The organism is Nostoc sp., assembly GCF_036917815.1.
Lineage (GTDB): Bacteria > Cyanobacteriota > Cyanobacteriia > Cyanobacteriales > Nostocaceae > Nostoc.
Genome location: NZ_JBALEK010000075.1, coordinates 1 through 19,263 on the forward strand (window position 1 = coordinate 1; position 19,263 = coordinate 19,263).

Annotated in this window: 15 protein-coding genes; 6 read left to right on the plus strand and 9 right to left on the minus strand. The window is 42.6% G+C overall.

Annotated features, from left to right (window positions below; all coding sequences use genetic code 11):
* Positions 1-101: 101 nt before the first annotated feature.
* The 4 genes from V7K97_RS23235 to recJ form a co-directional block, all read right to left on the minus strand.
* Positions 102-902 carry an SDR family oxidoreductase gene (locus tag V7K97_RS23235; RefSeq protein ID WP_334803350.1) on the minus strand — a complete coding sequence of 267 codons (801 nt, stop codon included), beginning with the start codon at positions 900-902 and terminating at the stop codon, positions 102-104.
* 25 nt (positions 903-927) lie between these two features.
* Complete coding sequence (locus V7K97_RS23240; protein WP_334803352.1) at positions 928-1,275, minus strand: hypothetical protein; 348 nt, start codon at positions 1,273-1,275, stop codon at positions 928-930.
* Between the two features lie 15 nt (positions 1,276-1,290).
* Positions 1,291-2,241, minus strand: coding sequence for a zinc-binding dehydrogenase (locus V7K97_RS23245; protein WP_334803353.1), 951 nt, complete (start codon positions 2,239-2,241; stop codon positions 1,291-1,293).
* 689 nt (positions 2,242-2,930) lie between these two features.
* On the minus strand, positions 2,931-5,348 hold the full coding sequence (gene recJ, locus V7K97_RS23250; RefSeq protein ID WP_334803354.1) for a single-stranded-DNA-specific exonuclease RecJ: 2,418 nt from the start codon (positions 5,346-5,348) through the stop codon (positions 2,931-2,933).
* Between the two features lie 224 nt (positions 5,349-5,572).
* Here recJ and V7K97_RS23255 point away from each other — a divergent pair, with 224 nt between their 5' ends.
* Both V7K97_RS23255 and V7K97_RS23260 read left to right on the plus strand, forming a co-directional pair.
* Positions 5,573-6,841 (plus strand): ATP-binding protein, encoded by a 1,269-nt coding sequence (locus tag V7K97_RS23255; RefSeq protein WP_334803355.1) that lies wholly within the window; start codon positions 5,573-5,575, stop codon positions 6,839-6,841.
* A 141-nt stretch (positions 6,842-6,982) separates the two neighbouring features.
* Entirely contained in the window at positions 6,983-7,420 is a 438-nt protein-coding gene (locus V7K97_RS23260) for a thermonuclease family protein (RefSeq protein WP_334803356.1), read from the plus strand.
* A gap of 110 nt (positions 7,421-7,530) precedes the next feature.
* Here V7K97_RS23260 and V7K97_RS23265 read toward each other — a convergent pair whose 3' ends face one another.
* Positions 7,531-8,568, minus strand: a complete 1,038-nt coding sequence (locus tag V7K97_RS23265) for a threonine aldolase family protein (RefSeq protein WP_334803357.1) — start codon at positions 8,566-8,568, stop codon at positions 7,531-7,533.
* A 799-nt stretch (positions 8,569-9,367) separates the two neighbouring features.
* Here V7K97_RS23265 and V7K97_RS23270 point away from each other — a divergent pair.
* The gene (locus tag V7K97_RS23270; protein WP_334803358.1) at positions 9,368-10,150 is read left to right on the plus strand and encodes an ABC transporter ATP-binding protein; all 783 of its coding nucleotides are present in this window, start codon (positions 9,368-9,370) and stop codon (positions 10,148-10,150) included.
* 144 nt (positions 10,151-10,294) lie between these two features.
* Positions 10,295-11,752, plus strand: coding sequence for an MlaD family protein (locus V7K97_RS23275; RefSeq protein WP_334803359.1), 1,458 nt, complete (start codon positions 10,295-10,297; stop codon positions 11,750-11,752).
* A gap of 238 nt (positions 11,753-11,990) precedes the next feature.
* On the opposite strand, the gene V7K97_RS23280 is transcribed toward V7K97_RS23275, so the two are convergent.
* Positions 11,991-12,287 carry a DUF3288 family protein gene (locus tag V7K97_RS23280; protein ID WP_334803360.1) on the minus strand — a complete coding sequence of 99 codons (297 nt, stop codon included), beginning with the start codon at positions 12,285-12,287 and terminating at the stop codon, positions 11,991-11,993.
* Between the two features lie 387 nt (positions 12,288-12,674).
* Here V7K97_RS23280 and V7K97_RS23285 point away from each other — a divergent pair, with 387 nt between their 5' ends.
* Positions 12,675-15,128: an ATP-dependent Clp protease ATP-binding subunit gene (locus V7K97_RS23285; protein ID WP_334803361.1), complete on the plus strand. Its 2,454-nt coding sequence runs from the start codon at positions 12,675-12,677 to the stop codon at positions 15,126-15,128.
* 527 nt (positions 15,129-15,655) lie between these two features.
* On the opposite strand, the gene V7K97_RS23290 is transcribed toward V7K97_RS23285, so the two are convergent.
* The 3 genes from V7K97_RS23290 to V7K97_RS23300 all read right to left on the minus strand — a co-directional run bounded on the left by V7K97_RS23290 (position 15,656) and on the right by V7K97_RS23300 (position 18,950).
* A complete protein-coding gene (locus V7K97_RS23290; protein WP_334803362.1) occupies positions 15,656-16,756 on the minus strand; it encodes an AI-2E family transporter in 1,101 nt (366 codons plus the stop codon).
* A 136-nt stretch (positions 16,757-16,892) separates the two neighbouring features.
* Positions 16,893-18,326 carry a bifunctional orotidine-5'-phosphate decarboxylase/orotate phosphoribosyltransferase gene (locus V7K97_RS23295; protein ID WP_334803363.1) on the minus strand — a complete coding sequence of 478 codons (1,434 nt, stop codon included), beginning with the start codon at positions 18,324-18,326 and terminating at the stop codon, positions 16,893-16,895.
* 27 nt (positions 18,327-18,353) lie between these two features.
* Positions 18,354-18,950, minus strand: coding sequence for a cytochrome b/b6 domain-containing protein (locus V7K97_RS23300; protein WP_334803364.1), 597 nt, complete (start codon positions 18,948-18,950; stop codon positions 18,354-18,356).
* A gap of 5 nt (positions 18,951-18,955) precedes the next feature.
* On the opposite strand from V7K97_RS23300, the gene V7K97_RS23305 reads away from it, so the two are divergent.
* Positions 18,956-19,141 (plus strand): hypothetical protein, encoded by a 186-nt coding sequence (locus V7K97_RS23305; protein WP_334803365.1) that lies wholly within the window; start codon positions 18,956-18,958, stop codon positions 19,139-19,141.
* The last annotated feature ends 122 nt before the right edge of the window (positions 19,142-19,263 follow it).

Consider the following 19,263-nt stretch of genomic DNA (forward strand, 5'->3'; position numbering starts at 1 on the left):
TCATCGCGTCTGATTCATCGCGTCTGATTCATCGCGTCTGATTCATCGCGTCTGATTCATCGCGTCTGATTCATCGCGTCTGATTCATCGCGTCTCTACTGTTAAATACCAGGGGTAGATCCGCCATCAACGATAATCTCTGTTCCTGTAATCGATGCAGCTAGATCAGACACCAAAAATAGCGCCAGGGCAGCAATTTCTTCTGGCTGGGCGATTCTTTTTAAAGGAATACTTTGGATGTTTTGTGACTTTACTTCCTCGACGGTGATCCCTTGGGCTTGGGCGTTTTGCCGCGCTAAAGTCTCGGCACGCTCGGTAGCTGTAGCGCCAGGAGAGATAGCATTAATGCGAATTTTATACTCGGCTAACTCTTTAGAAATGCCCTTTGTGAAGTTCAGCAAAGCCGCATTACTCGTACCACCAGCTAGGAAGTTAGGCCGAGGTGTGCGTCCTGCACCGCCGACTATATTGACAATCCGGCCATCACCGCGACTTTTTTGATGGGGGACGACGGCTCTAACTAAGCGGATATAGCCCAATAATTTTAAGTTCCAAGCATCCAAAAATAAATCATCTGTGGATTCTAGGAAAGACCCAGCACGGGCTGAACCTGCATTATTAATCAAGATATCAATCTGATTAAACTGGGTCAATGTTGTGGAGACAACTTTCTCAACATCCTCTGCTTTAGTCAAATCGGCGCTGATGGCAATAACTTTAGCGCCTGGGGTAGGTAAAGATTGGATGTCAGCTACTGCCCGATCTAAGCGTTCTTGATTGCGAGATGCGATTGCAACACTCACACCTTCACTATAAAGTGCTTTGGCGGTGGCTAAACCAATTCCCGCACTTCCTCCAGTGACGATCGCTGTTTTCCCTGATAGTTTTAGTTCTAAGCTCATACAAACTTACGCTCAAAAATGTAATTTACTTGCGAACCAACAATATTGCTGATTGAGAGCCTATATTGTGGATATTCAAGATGGTTTGATTTTCCTCAGAGGTACAGCCCAGAAGTATTTTGATTTCTGTATCCCGCTTCTGCAAGTCAACACTACAAATGATCGCGGTGACTGTTCTACTAGACAAGCTTCCGATCCAGACATCAATATCAGATCCATCTCCAGAGCGAGTGTTTTCTAAGTATCCATAGTCGAGTGGATAAACGAAGGATGGATAACGTGGATGTGATGTACCTTTTGGCCGATCTATCTTGAGATTACTAGCGGCTACAAGCTGATCTAATTTGAACCAGAAATCATTGTTATCCCCCATGCCATCAGCTAATACTCAATTGGAAATGTGTAACACAGCCTTACCAGGAAAACGCCTGTCGAGTAATTGTTGCGCTACATCAGCTATTTGTGTCCAAGAAGCTTCTAAACCAATGTGAGGGCGCAACTTACCTGCTTCTACTAGACTCAAAAGCCGTTTTAGACCGACTGCGGCTGATTCAAATCTCAGTTCATCGAACAGACGTAAACCATACAAACTCACGCCACCAGTCCCATAAAATTGAGCGGCGTTGAATGTTACTTCTGCTCCCCCAGATACTCCATACAGCACAGTTTTTCCATCCTGTGCCAGTAAGCTCAGGGCTACCCCCAAAGTCTTGCCACCCACTGATTCTATAATTAGATCATAGGGACCATATTCGCTGGCGGGTGAGAGGTCTTCGCCAATCACCACCGATTGTGCCCCTGCTTCTCTAACCAGAGTCTCATAGCCAGCTTGACGAATGTATGCTACGACGTGCGCCCCTGACAGTTGCGCCAATTGGATAGCAAAGTAACCAACACCTCCTGATGCACCTGTAACTAGAACTGAACGACCTAACAGCGAACCACCTTTTAGTACTGCATGATACGCGGTTAAACCCGCTGCAGGCAGTGTGGCAGCTTGAGCAAAGGATACCGATGGCGGCACTTCTGCTAAGGCATTGGTGGGAACAGATACGAGTTCTGCCCAAGCACCGGCGCGGCCCAAGCTGCCAACAACACGCGTCCCTTGGGGAGGCCCTGAACCATCGACAGCCGGGGTTTCTACTACACCTGCCAAGTCCCAACCAGGCTGCCAACCAGCCTCAGCAGTGGTTGAACGTTTCACCTCTCCCCGATTGAGAGAAATCGCGGCCACTCTGACTAGTGCCTCATCTGGGGCAGGTGTTGGTGCAGTCACTTCACTCAGTGCCAAACGTCCAACCACATTCGGATCAACAATTACAGCACGTATTTTACTCATAGAGGATGCCCTGGCTTAGAGATGAATTTCTAGATCGGTGGTTCACGATGTACTGCCTGCAATAGATAAGCTCGATAGATTGTAGCGCTTCTCGGTTGAATGCAATACGGACCTAACCCCCAGCCCCTTCCCTACTAGCGTTGGGGAGTAAGATTTCAAAGCCTCTCTCCTTTTAGGAGAGAGGTTTGGAGAGAGGTCAAAGTGTATTGCTTCCATTGGAGAACCGCTATAGCTATTTCTTCTTAACTCCAAATCCCTGTAACTAGGTTAATGATACTTAACAAACTACGGTAACTCGATAGATTTATAGTTATTTTAGGGACTAGAAAGAAAACTATCACAATACAGACAAAAGAATCAAGCACCCCGCGAAAAGATTTGTTTCATCAATGCTTGCATTTATGCCTACGTTGTAAGCTAGTCGCTGTCCATGCGTGTCAACTTAAGCTAAAAGGGCGGTTAGAAACCGCGTCTACACGAGGCAAAACCCACCTTTCCTTGCGGAACGCTACGCGAACGTGGGTTAAGAATCCTTTATTTTGTATTAGTCCACGGAGGTGGACTTCGTTTGTGTAGCCGCGAATTCTATATTCTGCCTCCCCTTCTCCCAGATCTGGGAGAAGGGGTTGGGGGATGAGGGCAAATCCTTTTCATCAGGGAAAAACTACAGGTTTCAAGATAGATATGGTTTAACTGTGATTATTGTCGTAGCTAGCGATCGCAACGATAGTAGATAAAGGCACTTGTGCAAAATACTGTCGCTGAAATTGTTCTTCTCGGACAGCAGCTAAAAACCGTGTAACTGCTGCATCGGCAAGGTTTTCGGCACTATCCCTTGGATTCCAGGTAAATTGTAAATAACGGTCTTGTAATTTGACCGTGAACCCTAAATATTTTAAAGCTTTGATTCCCACAAGTAAGGTTTGGTCGCTGATGCCGATTTTCTCTAAAAGTTGTACGCGGGTAACTAGTTGATTGGTACGACTGAGATATTTGGCAATTCCGACAAGAGTCAACCAAATTTGTTTGGGTGGTTGGTGGTTGGGTTTAGACCAGGCGATCGCTAATTGTTGCTGATTGTCAAGCCCAGACGCAGAACGGCTGATCGTTAGACATCGCCGCAACCACGCGCGTAAATCATCCCAATTCGTAGGACAATCTTCAAGCAAGAGTGGAGGAGAGGGGAGTGGGGAAGGTGGGGTCCCCTCTGGGGATAAGGGGTAATGGGGAGTGGGGAAGTTACGCCAGTCTAAGATAAGTGGTGTTAGCGGTAGCGGGGCGTTTAGCCCGTTCCGAGTCGTGAGTGCTGAGTTAACACTGGGACGTACAGCAATTAATCTGATTTCATAACGTTTTTTGAAGGTGTTGTAGTCTAGTTCGGCTATGCAATCACATCTTCCGATGGGCAATTCATCTTTGTAGTGTCCCCACCATAAGCCAGGAAAAGCACTTCTGCTAGAATCATCCCGAATGTCAAACTCAGTTTTAATGTACTGTACCTTTTTCCCTTGCCAATCCTGCTGATTGCGATGCCAAGTATTTTCAAACCAACAGTTTTGAATTAGCAATTTGGGAACAGGATTACCCATTCCACAAGGTTCTAGCAGTTTCAGTTCCAAAAATAACTCTTTCCCCAAATCTGCTACTGTCACCGTCAAGTCTGCTTGCACAGTTGGCGTTAGAGTTGTACTACCTAAAGATTGCCGCAGCTGCTGATTAATCGCCGCAGTAAATAAAGGAATATTCTCTACCAACAAACTCAAACCCGCCGCAAAGGGATGTCCCCCAAAGCGATGTAACAAATGTGCCTGCTCTTTCACCAGTTGGTATAAATCAACGGAATTCACCGAACGGGCGGAACCACGAGCGAGGGGAGTAGGGGTAAAATCTTCCCCACTCCCTTCCGTACTTAACAAAATAGTCGGGCGACCTGTTTCTTGTGCTACCTGTCCGGCGACTAAACCCAATACACCCGCAGGCCATTGGGCATCTTCTAGGACAATGACGCTGGTGGTTGATAAGTCTAATTGGGTGAGCTTTTGCGCTACTTGTGCTTGCACATCTTTTTGTAAAGATTTGCGGCGGGCGTTTGCGAGTTCTGTAACTTCGGCTAGTTCGTTACAACGTTTGGCATCACGACTAGTGAGTAATTCTACGCAGAAACTCGCATCACCTTGGATACGGCTAACGGCGTTAATTCTTGGCCCCAAACCAAAGGAAATATCTGTGGGGCGATCGCCACTTTTCTGGCACAATTCTAATAATCGCCCCACCCCTGGCCGCCGCCGTGCTGCTACTGGCAGTTTAAAATCTTCTTGCAATCGTTGAATTCCCATCTGTGCCAAGTAGCGGCAATCTCCACTTAACTGCACTAAGTCGGCAATTAATCCTACTGCTACTAAATCTAATAAATCCTCTAAGGGATATTTTGCAATATTAGGCAGAGTGTGATATAATCCTTCCACCAACTTATAAGCTACCGCCACGCCAGAAAGATGAAATAGGTGATGTTCCCTTGGTAAATAGCGGGGATTGATAATCGCGGCAACGGGTGGGCGTTCGGCGGGTAAAGTGTGATGATCTGTAACTATGACATCTATGCCTAGCTGTTTTGCATAGATAATTTCCTCCAGGTTTGTGCTACCTGTATCGCAAGTAACTATTAATTTGCAACCTTGTTTTGCTAAATTATCAATCCCTTGGTGATTAAGTCCGTGGGATTCTTTCAGGCGATTGGGAATGTAGTAACTTAACTGGGTATTTTGAGCGAAAAACTGCCCCAATCCATCCCAAAGTACAGATGTAGCGGTAATGCCATCAGCATCGAAGTCTCCCCAGATGGCAATTTTTTCCTTAGTATTGTATGCTTGTTGCAACCGTGCGATCGCTAGATGCATTTCTTGTCCAAACTCAAAAGCACTTGCTGGTTGATAAGCTTTATAGTTGATAAAAGCCGTTAATTGTTGATCATCTTTAATTCCCCGTTGCCATAACAATTGTGCTGCATACAGTCCATTTGATGCGGGTGTATACTGCTTGACTGCTTGGATAAAGCACTCTGGCGGTTGTTCGGTTGCTGTGATAGTCCACTGCTGTTGTTCTGACATACAAAGAAACTTACGAGTTAGGAGTTAAAACTATTAAAATGCAATGCTGTGTTAAATGATTGGAGATTAATAATCCAGAATTATAAATATCTTCAGAAAGTCAAGCAAGTAAAATAATACGACTTAAATATCATCCTACAATAAGACTCCTATTTTATCTTTAAAAAACTCTCTCTGTACATCTCTACACTCTTACCCACTCTCCATTCATGCAATAAGCATCCATGAGCAAAACCAGTGATAACGAAATGTTGTTGCACAAGCAAACTTGGCAACGTGAGCGGCAAATCATCGCACGTTTGTCTTCTTTGAACTATCGAACTGGCGAACTGGGTAGCTATTTGCACAACATTGCCTGCGGAGTCAGCGAACTTATAGGAGTTGATTGGACAGTAGTTACCTTTTGCCAAGAAGGGTTTGAAACTGTTCTAGCGAGTAGTCTCGAAATGGGCGAAGGCGAACATATTTATGCACTACATGGTTTACTAACTGGTACTGTTATCGAAACGGGTCATTCATTAGCGGTGGAAGATGCTCAAAAACACCCAGAGTATGGACAAGCGCCAGAAGGTTATTGTGCATATTTAGGGATACCATTGCGGACTGCTGAAAGCGAAGTGATTGGTACTATCTGTTCTTTTAATCAGCAACCACGTAATTTTACAAAAGAAGACATCCAAATAGTAGAATTATTTGCTGAACGAGCCGCAACAGCAATTGACAACTATCATCTCTATCAACAACAGTGCAAATTTAATCATATTCTGGAGATTGAGGTAGAAAAACGCACCGCCGAATTACAAGCAGCCCAAGCCAAGCTTTTAGAACAGGAACGACTGGCAGCTATTGGTGAATTTGCGGCTATTATTGTGCATGAAATTCGTAATCCCTTAACTACAATGCTCATGGGATTGAAGTATTTCCGAAAAAGTATTCTGACTGAATCGGCTCAAGAGCGATTAGCCTTGGCACTGAGCGAAGCTAGTCGTTTAGAACGTTTGCTAAGTGAAATTTTGCTCTACGCCAAGCCCCAAGTATTGCAACTTTGTGAATTAGAGGTGAATGAATTCATTCATGAGTTGCTTGTATGCATTCGTGAAATGCCAGAAGCTTTGGAACGAAAAATTGAATTTATTCCGGCGTTGCCTAGGGTAAAAATTTTGGGAGATAAGGACAAACTTAAACAAGTATTTATCAACATTGTCCGCAATGCTTGCGAAGCAGTTTCAGCAGGAGATATTGTTAAATGGGAAGTAGATTGTTCCCATACAGATAAAGTTTGCATTAATGTCCACAATGGCGGCGAGGTAATTTCATCGGAAGTTATCGCCAAACTTTTTCAGCCATTCTTCTCTACAAAACCTTGTGGTACTGGGCTAGGACTTGCTATTAGCAAAGGCATCGTCAATGCTCATAGTGGTAAACTGTTAATATCTTCTGACCTCTTGACAGGAACTACCGTGAGTGTTGAATTACCTGTAATTCTTCAATGAAGTTTTGATTGATATAAATGCCAGGTATTTGCAATAAATATCATTAATAGATAATATCTCTATCTTGTGAGTTATATCACACTAATAACCTAAGCACTGAAATAAAATTATATTTATCCATAAAATATTGCAGACAAAATTATGTCTTTAGTTGAACTAATTTTAGTGCTAGGCACAATAGTTGGTGTTGCAGACGGTAACACCATTTTGGTTAAAGATAATGCCGGACAAACAACTACAATAAAGCTAGCGTGTATTAATGCACCAGAGGCAACTGACCAGCAATCAGGTTTAGCAGCAACACAAAGGCTTAAACAGCTACTACCACCTCAAAGTCGTGTCGTGATTAGAACTACAGAACAACTCAAAAATGGTAAACCAGTTGGTGAAGTGTTTGTGGATAATCGGTCAGTAAATCTCCTTTTGGTAGAGTCAGGTAATGCCGTCGTTGACCGGGAATCTTTAGAAAATTGCTATGAGACCAAAACCCAATTTTTAATTGCAGAAGCCAATGCTAAAAATAACCATTTAGGATTGTGGCAGGAATCAAAAGTGCAGTTTAAATTCCATGTAAAATAAGCAATTAGGCAAAAATAAATAAACCTATGTTACGCAATGTAAAAGTAATTAAAGGTTTGTCGTCAGTAGATATAGTCCCTGACGACAAACCTTTGATTATTCATGCACACTTACTTAGTTGCATTTTTAATATCACCAATCAATTCATCAATCCTTGATTGAGTAGTGTTCCAAGAACACATAAAACGTACTCCGCCCACACCAATAAATGTATAAAACTGCCAGTTATTTGCTTTTAAACTCTGAATGACTTGTTCAGGTAATTTCACAAACACGGCGTTAGCTTCTCTAGGAAACATCAAATCAACGCCTTCTATATTTAATAGTTGATTTTCTAAGTATTCAGCACATTGATTGGCATGTCTGGCATTTTTTAGCCAAGCACCAGTTTCCAATAAACCCAACCAGGGAGCAGAAATAAACCGCATTTTTGAGGCTAGCTGACCTGCTTGCTTGCATCGATAATCAAAGTCCTCTGCTAATGCTCTGTTGAAGAAAATAATTGCTTCACCTAATGCCATTCCATTCTTAGTACCACAAAAACACAATACATCAACTCCACTTTTCCAAGTGATTTCAGCAGGGCTTTTATTCATAGCAGCAACTGCATTTGCAAAACGAGCGCCATCCATGTGAATCTTTAAATTATGCTTTTTCGCAACTTCTTTAATACTTAAAAGTTCTTCAATAGAGTATAAAGTTCCTAATTCAGTTGATTGTGTAATGCTAATAACTTTAGGTTTGGGATAATGAATGTCAGTGCGCTTAGTGACAATTGCCTCTATAGACTCTGATGTTAACTTGCCGTTTTTACCTTGAGCAAGTAACAGCTTAGAGCCATTAGATGCAAATTCAGGTGCGCCACATTCATCTGTTTCTATGTGAGATGTTTCATGGCAAATAACGCTGTGATATGATTGACAAAGGGCAGCTAAAGATAAAGAGTTTGCGGCTGTACCGTTAAAGGTAAAAAATACTTCACAATCAATTTCAAAAAGTTCCCGAAAATAATCACTAGCTTTTTGAGTCCATTCATCATTTCCATAAGCTGGAACACTACCTTGATTTGCCCTAATCATATATTCCAGGGCTTCAGGACAAATGCCAGAGGAATTATCGCTTGCAAACTGTTCTAATTGGCTACTCATAATTTCTATTTTGATTTTTAACAGTAATTATTATACTTTGATGGTAAATAGACCCGCGTTGTCGGGGTAAAGCGCATTGCTCATTGGTGTCAACTTCAGCTCAAACTCTTTTAAAATCTGTTTCGAGAATGGCTTTTACCTTAAGTACATATTATATGCTTTCTGTCAACGCATAAATAGTAAGTTAGTAGCCCTTTCAAGGTTGGTAAAATTTTGGTCAAGGAATCCCTCTTGACTCTGTGTTCTCTACGCCTAATAAGGTTAGATAAATTACTTTTAAACCGCAGAGGCTATAGAGTTGCCAGTGCGCCCTTGCGGTGACCCGACTTGTACCCCTCCGGGGAAGCAAGCTACGCGTAGCGTCTCCCCCTGGGAGAAGCAACCGGCGCAGCGCAGAGAGGAAATCAGAGATTTTCTGAGTCACCTTGAAAGGGCTAATAGTAAGTTAGTTAGTTCTTGTTGTTATCTGAGTAGTTTTAGCTCCATCTTATAGTAATCTGGTACTAGTTATAGACTTGCTGATGTCCATAGAAAACTGGAGTGCTACTTCCGCCTCGCTGAGACATTCAATTACTAGGGTGTGTTACTAAGCCTTGCCTTGAGAGGATTTTGGAGAGTTAATAGGACTAAAAATAAAGTTTGCTAATCAGAATACCAATCGTATACTTATAATGTAATTTCCAATGCCCTAACAATAACTATGACATCACTGTTGGGCATATTTGTCCTTTGTTAGTTGTCAGTAGTCATTTGTTTATTTTCTACTGACCAATGACCAATGACCAATGACTAATAACTAATGACTGAACCATTGATTGAACTGAAAGGTGTTTCTAAGTCCTTTGGTAGCCATAAAGTTCTAGATAATGTAGACTTGACCATTCACCGGGGAGAAGCACTGGGGATTATTGGGCCATCAGGGACTGGTAAATCAACAATTTTACGGATAATGGCGGGGTTACTTAGTCCCGATGAAGGGGAAATTTATGTGCAAGGAGTGCGGCGAGACGGTTTGATTGAGGATGGTGGCCAGCAGGTTGGCATTGGTATGGTGTTTCAGCAGGCGGCGCTATTTGATTCGCTGACGGTGGATGAGAATGTGGGATTTTTACTTTATCAGAATTCAAAGCTGCCGCGATCGCGCATTCAAGATTTGGTAAAAGAAAAATTGGAGATGGTAGGTTTGCCAGCAGTAGGTAATCTCTATCCAGCCGAACTTTCTGGAGGAATGCGAAAACGGGTGAGTTTTGCCCGTGCAATTATGTCTAACCCCGATAGTCCCACTGAAGGCCCAGAAGTTCTACTATACGATGAACCAACAGCCGGACTTGATCCCATTGCCTCAACAGTAATCGAAGATTTAATCCGCTATTTGCAATGTTTACATGGGGTTTGTAGTACTTATGCTGTTGTTACCCACCAAGACAGCACCATCCGCCGCACATCTGATAGACTTATATTTCTCTATGAAGGTAGAGTGCAGTGGCAGGGTACAGTTAGTGAAATATACAACACAGAAGATCCGTTGATCAGACAATTTATCAGTGGAAGTGTGAAAGGGCCGATTAAAGTTGCAGGCTAGAAACTTAAAAGTCAGGAGTTAAGAATGAGGAATTATGAGTTAAGAATGAGAAGTTAAGAGTTAAGAACTAAGAAGTTAAGAGTTAAATTCAACTCCTAACTCCTAACTCCTAATTGGTTGTTGGTTGTTGGTGGAGGCAAAAAAATGCGAGGTCTTATGACAAGCAGCTTCGCGTCTGGGCGAACATTTAGAGAAGGTTCTGTAGGGTTATTACTCCTGCTAGGACTAGGGGTATTTGGATTACTCTTTCTGTGGTTAAATAGATTCACTGCTGCTGGCCGTTCATACAAAGTTATTGTGGAATTTGCTAACGCTGGCGGAATGCAAAAGGGAGCAGCAGTTCGCTATCGTGGTGTCAAGGTAGGAACTATTTCCCACGTTCGACCAGGACCAAATGCTATTGATGTAGAAATTGAAATTGCCCAAACTGACCTAATTATCCCCCGGAATGTAGTGGTGGAAGCTAATCAGAGCGGGTTAATTAGCGAAAGTATTATCGACATCACACCAAAAACAATCTTACCTGCTGGGGTTGTAACTGCTAAACCCCTAGATAAAAATTGTGATTCCAGTCTCATAGTCTGTAATGGCTCTCGGTTAAAAGGTCAGGTTGGCATCAGTGTTGATGAACTAATTCGTAGTTCAACTCAGCTAGCCGATGCATACAATAACCCAAAAGTATATAAAAATATCAATGGGGTTCTGGAAGCAACTACAGGTGCAGCATCCAGTTTTACAGAGTTAAGTCAGGATCTTCGAGGTTTGACCAAAAGCTTACGACAACAACTTAATACCTTTTCCACCACGGCTAATTCAGTGCAACGGGCGACAAACCAACTTAGTACATCCACAACTCAAACTCTAAATAAATTCGGTACAACTGCAACTCAAGCAAATCATTTGCTGAACAACCTGGATAATCTGTTGACAACAAATCGTTCGGCGCTAGTTGGGGCTTTGAACAATATCACCGAAACCAGCAACCAACTGCGTGTTACAGTCAGTAGCTTATCACCATCTGTGAATCGATTGACTAAAGGAGAATTACTCAACAACTTAGAAACTCTTTCAGCAAATGCAGCGCAAGCCTCAGCTAATTTACGCGATGCTTCTAAAACCTTAAATGATCCAAAGAATATAGTGGTGCTGCAACAAACTTTAGATTCAGCACGAGTAACCTTTGAAAATACCCAAAAAATTACATCTGATTTAGATGAATTGACAGGCGATCCGACTTTCCGCAAAAATCTGCTGCAATTGGTCAATGGTCTAAGTCATTTAGTATCTTCTACACAAGAGATGCAGCAACAAGTACAAGTTGCTACTACTCTAGACTCGGTAAAAGCTGCTGTGAGCAAACCAAATAATCTAATTCCTACTCCAGCACCAACCCAACAGGCGGTGTTTCACGACAAGTCTTTACCCATCTATACAATTAATCCCTCACCTGCTAATTTTGAAACTGCCGACACTAACCTTCAACCAATACCCAGTCAGTCTGTCTCTAATTCATCCCAAGAAGACCTTTTGAAGCAGCTACGGGAGTATGGTAAGCAACGGGAGACGGGGAAAGAGGTAACACAGGTTGACAATTTTAAGTAGGGTATTTTACTGCAAAGCAAGGTGTTGAAGCTCATCAACACCACTCGCCTGGTTTCGTTCCTAAACCCAACACCAATAATCGTTGATTTTGTTGGGTTTCACTTTGCTCAACCCAACCTACAAATATTTTATTTTTTCAGACCACTTCTGCCCACTTATAATAATCAAAATAGCCGGAGTTATGCGGGCGATCGCATTGCCAACAAAGAGACGACAATAAAGATCAATGCCCCATGCCCTAATTCCAATCCTGTTCATCTTTCTTACCACGACTTTTATAAATTCCCCCTAAATCGTGAATTTGACGAGTTTTCTCAAAAAGCTCGGCTTCGGTCAAACCCCACTGCTGCAAGACTTTATCCAAGTCTTTTTGGATATCTCTCGCCCCTGGAAACCCTTGATAACGCATTCGCAGTCTACCGAATTCTGCTAAGTTATAGTCTGTCGCCTCTTGAGAGAGTAAAATATCAATAAGGGGGCGATCGCGGTTATAAAGTGGATGTTGTTGGTCTTTACCAGCCATTGCTTCAGTCATCGTCAATCCTGAGTGATCAGAGACGCGATTAATCGCGTCTGTACGTTAAGAGTTAGGAGTTATAAGTTATAAGTTAAGAGTGCTGAGTCTTGGTTTTTAAGTTTAGCCGAGAGCAGAGGAGCAGAAAAGGCAAAATCAAATAATCTTCTGCACTGAAAAACTAATTGTAAAATTGATAACCCATTACTTACCTAAAACTCCTAACTCATCACTCCCCACTCTTAACTAACATTAGACGGCAAGTACACCTGATGTCTTACGGCTCTCACCACTGCCACTTAACTTTAAATAAAGTTACATTAGTCCTTAAGAAAATACAAAAAACTTTAGATGAGGGTGAATTTTATCTCACCCAAAGTCCAAGCAGCGAGGGAGCAATAACCCATTATGTTTGAACACTTCACTTCCGAAGCCATTAGAGTAATTATGTTAGCTCAGGAGGAAGCACGTCGCCTGGGACACAATTTCGTAGGAACTGAACAAATTCTCCTGGGTTTGATGGGAGAAGGAACTGGGGTGGCTGCTAAAGTGCTGGCCGAATTAGGCGTTAACCTCAAAGATGCCCGCCGCGAGGTAGAAAAAATTATTGGTAGGGGTTCTGGCTTTGTACCACCAGAAATTCCTTTTACCCCCAAGGTGAAAAGCCTCTTCGAGCAATCCTTTAAAGAAGCTCATAGTCTGGGACAGAATTACATTAACACTGAACACTTACTCTTAGGATTGACCGAGGCTGGTGAAGGTGTCGCCGCCAAAGTGCTGCAAAATCTAGGAGTTGACTTCAAGAGTGTCCGCAGTGCCATAGTTCGCCGTTTGGGTGAAAATTCACCAGCTTTCGCTGGTGGTGGTAATCAAAAGCGCACCCAACCGCTAACGATGGAAGAGTATGGCAGGAATTTGACCAAATTAGCCCAAGAAGGCAGACTCGACCCGGTAGTTGGTCGTGAGAAGGAAATTGAGCGGGCGATTCAAATTCTCGGTCGCCGCACTAAGAATAACCCAGTGTTGATTGGAGAACCAGGAGTTGGCAAAACTGCGATCGCAGAAGGTCTAGCTCAACGTATTATCAACCAAGATGTTCCCGAAACCTTACAAGGCAAGCAAGTTATCAGCCTCGATATGGGGTCATTGGTAGCTGGAACTCGCTTCCGTGGCGATTTTGAAGAACGCATCAAAAAAGTCGTAGAAGAAGTTCGCACTGTCGGCAACATCATCCTGGTGATTGACGAAATTCACACCTTGGTTGGCGCTGGTGGTACAGAAGGTGGCTTGGATGCAGCCAACATTCTCAAACCTGCCTTAGCACGAGGTGAACTCCAGTGTATCGGCGCAACTACCCTTGATGAGTATCGTAAGCATATCGAGCGTGATGCCGCCCTAGAGCGTCGTTTCCAACCAATTAAGGTTGGTGAACCCTCAGTAGAGGAAACCGTACAAATTCTTTACGGCTTGCGCGGTGCTTATGAACAACACCACAAAGTCACAATTTTGGATGCAGCACTTGTCGCAGCAGCCGAATTATCAGACCGCTATATTAGCGATCGCTTCTTGCCCGATAAGGCAATAGACTTGATTGATGAAGCAGGTTCTCGCGTTCGTCTGCGGAACTCCCAAAGTTCTCCCAATAAAGAACTTAAGCGTGAACTCGCCGGCGTTACCAAAGAAAAAGAAGCAGCAGTCAGAGTCCAAGATTTTGACAAAGCTGGAACCCTACGTGACCAAGAATTGAAACTCGCAGAACAACTACAAGCAACCTTTACACAAAACGATCAACCTGTCAACTCGACTGTAGTTGACGAAGAAGACATCGCCCAAATAGTTGCCTCTTGGACTGGCGTACCAGTTAACAAACTAACTGAATCTGAGTCAGAGTTGCTCCTGCACCTAGAAGACACTCTGCATCAGAGGCTCATTGGACAAGAGCAAGCAGTGTCGGCTGTATCTCGCGGTATCCGTCGCGCCCGCGTCGGACTAAAAAATCCCAATCGTCCCATTGCAAGCTTTATCTTCTCTGGTCCCACTGGAGTTGGTAAAACTGAATTGGCGAAGGCGCTAGCTGCCTACTTCTTCGGTGCGGAAGACTCGATGATTCGGTTAGATATGTCCGAATACATGGAAAGCCACACCGTCGCCAAGCTAATTGGTTCGCCTCCTGGTTATGTCGGATACGACGAAGGCGGACAACTTACAGAAGCCGTGCGGCGGAAACCATACTCAGTGCTGCTATTCGACGAAATCGAAAAAGCACACCCCGATGTATTCAATATGCTGCTGCAACTCTTGGATGACGGTCATCTTACCGATGCTAAAGGTCGGAAAGTGGACTTCAAGAACACGCTGATCATTTTGACTTCTAACATCGGTTCCAAGGTGATTGAAAAAGGTGGTAGTGGCTTAGGCTTTGACTTCGACACTCAAGCCGACGCTAGTTATAACCGCATCCGCACCTTGGTAAATGAGGAATTGAAAGCTTACTTCCGTCCTGAGTTCCTCAACCGTCTCGATGAGATTATCGTCTTCACCCAACTATCTAGGGATGAAGTGAAGCAAATCGCGGAGATTATGCTTCGTGAAGTTGCTGGTCGGTTGACGGAAAAGGGAATTATCTTGGAAGTTAGCGATCGCTTCAAAGAGCTTGTGGTACAAGAAGGTTACAACCCCAGCTATGGTGCTAGGCCATTACGTCGGGCAATTATGCGCCTTTTAGAAGATTCTCTGGCTGAAGCAATGCTGTCTGGTGAAATTACAGATGGAGACACAGCCCTTATCGATGTTGATGACGACTCTCAGGTAAAAGTACGAAAATCAGAAAAACGAGAGTTACTTTTGGCAAGTGCTGGCTAATTTTATACCCGATCGCTTTTTGCTGTAATATTTGAGAAACACTCTAGCCTCTTGCGTAGAGCAGAGGTACAAACAGGGTCATCTCAGACAAACATCAAGTGAAATAGTATTATTTCTCACCCCTAGTATAAATGCTAGGGGTTTTTTTATGCAATTCCTTTTGAGTGGGCAATACCCACCTACCCACAGCTGTGCGGATCTAGAAATTAACGAATTATCTCGTTTCTAGTCTCAGACTGGGAATGAGTAATGAGAGGCTCCGCCTTCAATACTGTTCGGTTAAGGCAAGAGACGCGATGAATCGCCGTCTCTACAATAATCAGTCTTTCGTTTTGATGGCGATTTATCGCGTCTTTGTGATCTCGAATTTTCATCAAAAAACCTTAACCGAACCGTATTGGCTCCGCCTTTTGATTGGCGGCAGAGCTGCGATGAGGAACATTTCCAGCCAGAGGCTAGAAACGAGGTTTCGCTTAAGCTGACACTAATGATAGCTGTGCTACCCTTATTCCACGCAAATCCACTAATCATTGCGATATTGATTTCTCTGACAACAATTCTGATGCTGCTTCACCCTCACCCACCCGATCAGAATTACCAGATGTAGAAAAACCATCTGCGACATCTTTGATAAAACCAGCTACAGGTACCGCGACTAGCAAACCCAAGACTCCAGCAACATTAGTTCCGACAAGCAAAGCAATTAATACCCATATAGGTCTAAGTCCAGTAAATTTACCTAATAATCGGGGTGCGATCGCTTGATCAATTAACTGGTCAATGACAACAGCTACCGCCAAAACCTTCACTGCTAGCCAAAAGTCGTGGGTAGCTATGATGAAAGTTATTACAATCAGACTGACGACATCACCAAAGGGAATTAAGCTCAAAACCCCAACTCCCAAACCAAAGAGTAAACCAAACTGGACTTGAAAACCTAAAAACAATAATGTTACTGAAACGCCCATCAGCAAGGCCAAAGTTACCTGACCAATCAAGTAATTTTGGAAGTTTTGCTGAATAGATTGACTTACCTTTTGGGCAAAACTTCCTGGTAACTTCTTAAATATCGCCTCCCAAATTCTTGGGCCATCTAACAACAGGTAAAAAGTTAGTACTACTGTGATTAATGACTCAGAAACACTATCAATAGCATCTAGAATAATGCTTAAAAGTTTGTCTGAAACAAACTCTAATTCATTGGGCAATTTGTCAGTTATTTGTGTTAATAAATTGCTGATATTAGCATTTAATTTGTGCCTAAAAAACCAATCATTTACAATCTGAAGTTTTTCTTCGCTAGAATCAACCCATTGGGGAAATACTTTAACCATCTCATTAAATTGCTCTAAAACAATGGGAACTAAAGTGATACCCAGAGCCGCAACAATTACCAATGCTAATATAAAAACTAATGCTACTGCATAGCTGCGTTTAACTCCCCCCTGTTGCAGAATCGAAACAGGGTAGTTTAAAACGAATGCAAGTAAACTAGCCAAGACAAGAATTGTGACAACAGGTTGAAAACTTTTAACAAGCAAAAATGCTAGCCAACCATTGATAAAAACTAGAGGAAATAGCAGCGTAAAGATTAACCATTTAAGTAGTTGATTGAGTGAAAAATTCATAATCAATTTCAAAATCAAAATTATTCTAGTTACTACATTGAACCCGGTAATTAAATATGCCAAAGGGGAAGTATAGGAAGTTGTACACACAAGTCGAATTACCCCCCTTAATCCCCCCTCTCCATTATTCCAACTACTAACTTTCAGCAAAAGCTAAAAATTGCTCCTCATTTATTCGCCCTGCTTGATACAGAGTATTAGTAATTTCGGAAATAGTTAAAACCGCATGACTGCGATAACCATTTTGCTGTAACCGATCTTTCACTCCTTGTTCATGGTCGATAAATACCACAATATCATTAACCTTTAATCCTGCTGATTCCAACTTTCCTGCCCCTTCCATGACACTTTTGCCGCTAATGAGAATATCGTCAACCACCACAACTGTTTCACCAGGGTGAAAGTTACCCTCAATTACTCTCCGAGTTCCATGTGCCTTCACCTCTTTACGCGGAAAAATCATTGGACAATGAAGGCGCAAAGCCAAACCTGTCGCCGTAGGCAAAGAACCGTAGGGAATACCTGCTAACCTATCAAAAATCAGATTCTTCAAAATATCCTGATATGCAGTGAGAACTTGATTAAAAACTTGGGGATTGGAAATAATTTTGCGTAAGTCGATGTAATAAGGAAATATCGCTCCTGATGCTTGGACAAAGCTGCCAAACATAATACAGTCAATGTCATAAAGTTGTAAAATTAAATCTTGTTGCGGGTGCTGATTTAGCAAACAAACATCAGGGAACCACACAGAACAAGTGGAATTTTCATGAATAATTTCAGTTTTGATTTGATTAATTTCTGCGCGTAGAGATTGGATATCGTGAGATAATTGTGTGTTTGCCAACATATCTTGAGGAACAGGAATCAGCAAACCATCACCGTTAGTATTCAAACCTGCTTCTAAAATTTGCTTCAGGTTTTGACCCTCCGCCCAGATGCTACGCGCCATAATAATTCTTTCCGGCGCAACGGCTCGAATAAGTGCTAAAACTTCAGGATTTGTAGTACCAACTTCCAAACCCAATTGTTCTGGAGTTCCCCAGGTTTTTGATTCTTTTACTACTTGTAAATAAAGGGGTGATTCCTTTGTCGGATATTGCTGTAAAGCTTCTGCACCTCGATTAGAAGTACAGCATAAAATAAACACCGCTTTATCAGGATAGACCAAAAAAGGTGCTACATGATCTTGTCCTGTATAGGGACTGAGAGTGATTGCATCTACCTGCCATTCTGTAAACACAGTGCGGGCAAAGATGGTACTAGTATTTAAGTCACTGTGTTTGGCATCTAAAATAACTGGGATGTGGGCTGGAATAGCTGCTAAAGTTTTATACAGCAGATCTAAACCGGGAATACCTAACGCTTCGTAAAAGCCAAGTGTTGGTTTATAGGCACAAACGAAATCAGCAGTTTCTGCAATAATGAATTTTAACCACTTTTCCAAACCGGCAATGAGTTCTTCCGATTCATAACGCACAGGCATCATTTCTGGATTTGGATCAAGTCCTACAAACAGTAAGCTTTGATTTTGCAAGATATTACGATTCAATTTATCAAAAAAGTTCATATTTATCGGTAAAAAAAAGATTGTTTACTAAAACATCGATTCTGAGAGTTTAGTGCCTCCAGCTTTCCGCCCTAACCCTGAGTGAATCACTGCAAATAAGATAACCATCGGCACTGAGGCAAAGTGAACGATTCGCAATGCTTGCCAACTGCCAAAGACATCCACAATCCAGGGAAATTGAGCAGGTTTATACATTCCTATGCCTGTAAATAACGCCAGCAGCAAGATAGGAATAATTGCTGTATAAGCAATACGATGCCAAGCATAAATTAGACGCTGGGAATTTTGACTTTTTTGTAATGCTTTGAAATCATTGGCACCGACAAATCGATGTCGCCAGCGTCGGGTAATTAAAATGTAAATTCCATACCACAAGAGATTTAACGAGAATAGCCACATTGCTGCAAAATGCCAGTGTCTACCTCCTGCAAGCCAACCTCCTAAGGTAAATATTGGAGGAATGTGCAAACCTGCACGTCCACCAAAAACAGGGTTGGCGTTGTAAATTTGTAGTCCACTGGTGAGCATGATAAACAGACTAATGATGTTACAAGAGTGGAAGATTTTGGCTGCTATTGCTTGGGTAGGTGGCTTTCGAGTTTGAGTGGGAACGGTTGAAGTCATAGATTTTGACTGATGAAAGTCGCTGTTTATCTGTTTTGGGTGAATGGCCTAGCAAGTTTGGGGTTGGGCATTACTCACCTTTATTTTCCCATCATCAGATTCAGTATTTTGACATTGATGGTCTACTATCTGCTGTTTTAACTGTCAGTTTAGGTATGGCTAAGGTTGTTCTCAGTATAAACTTTCGTTAATTAGTGGCTAATTATCTGCTTGCTTCTGCGCCCCTACCCTGCGGGAAGGCGAAAGTTAATCAACTCATTCACAAAATCAGACAACATTGAGTGTGCCAGTAAAATATCATACACCTGGCAAA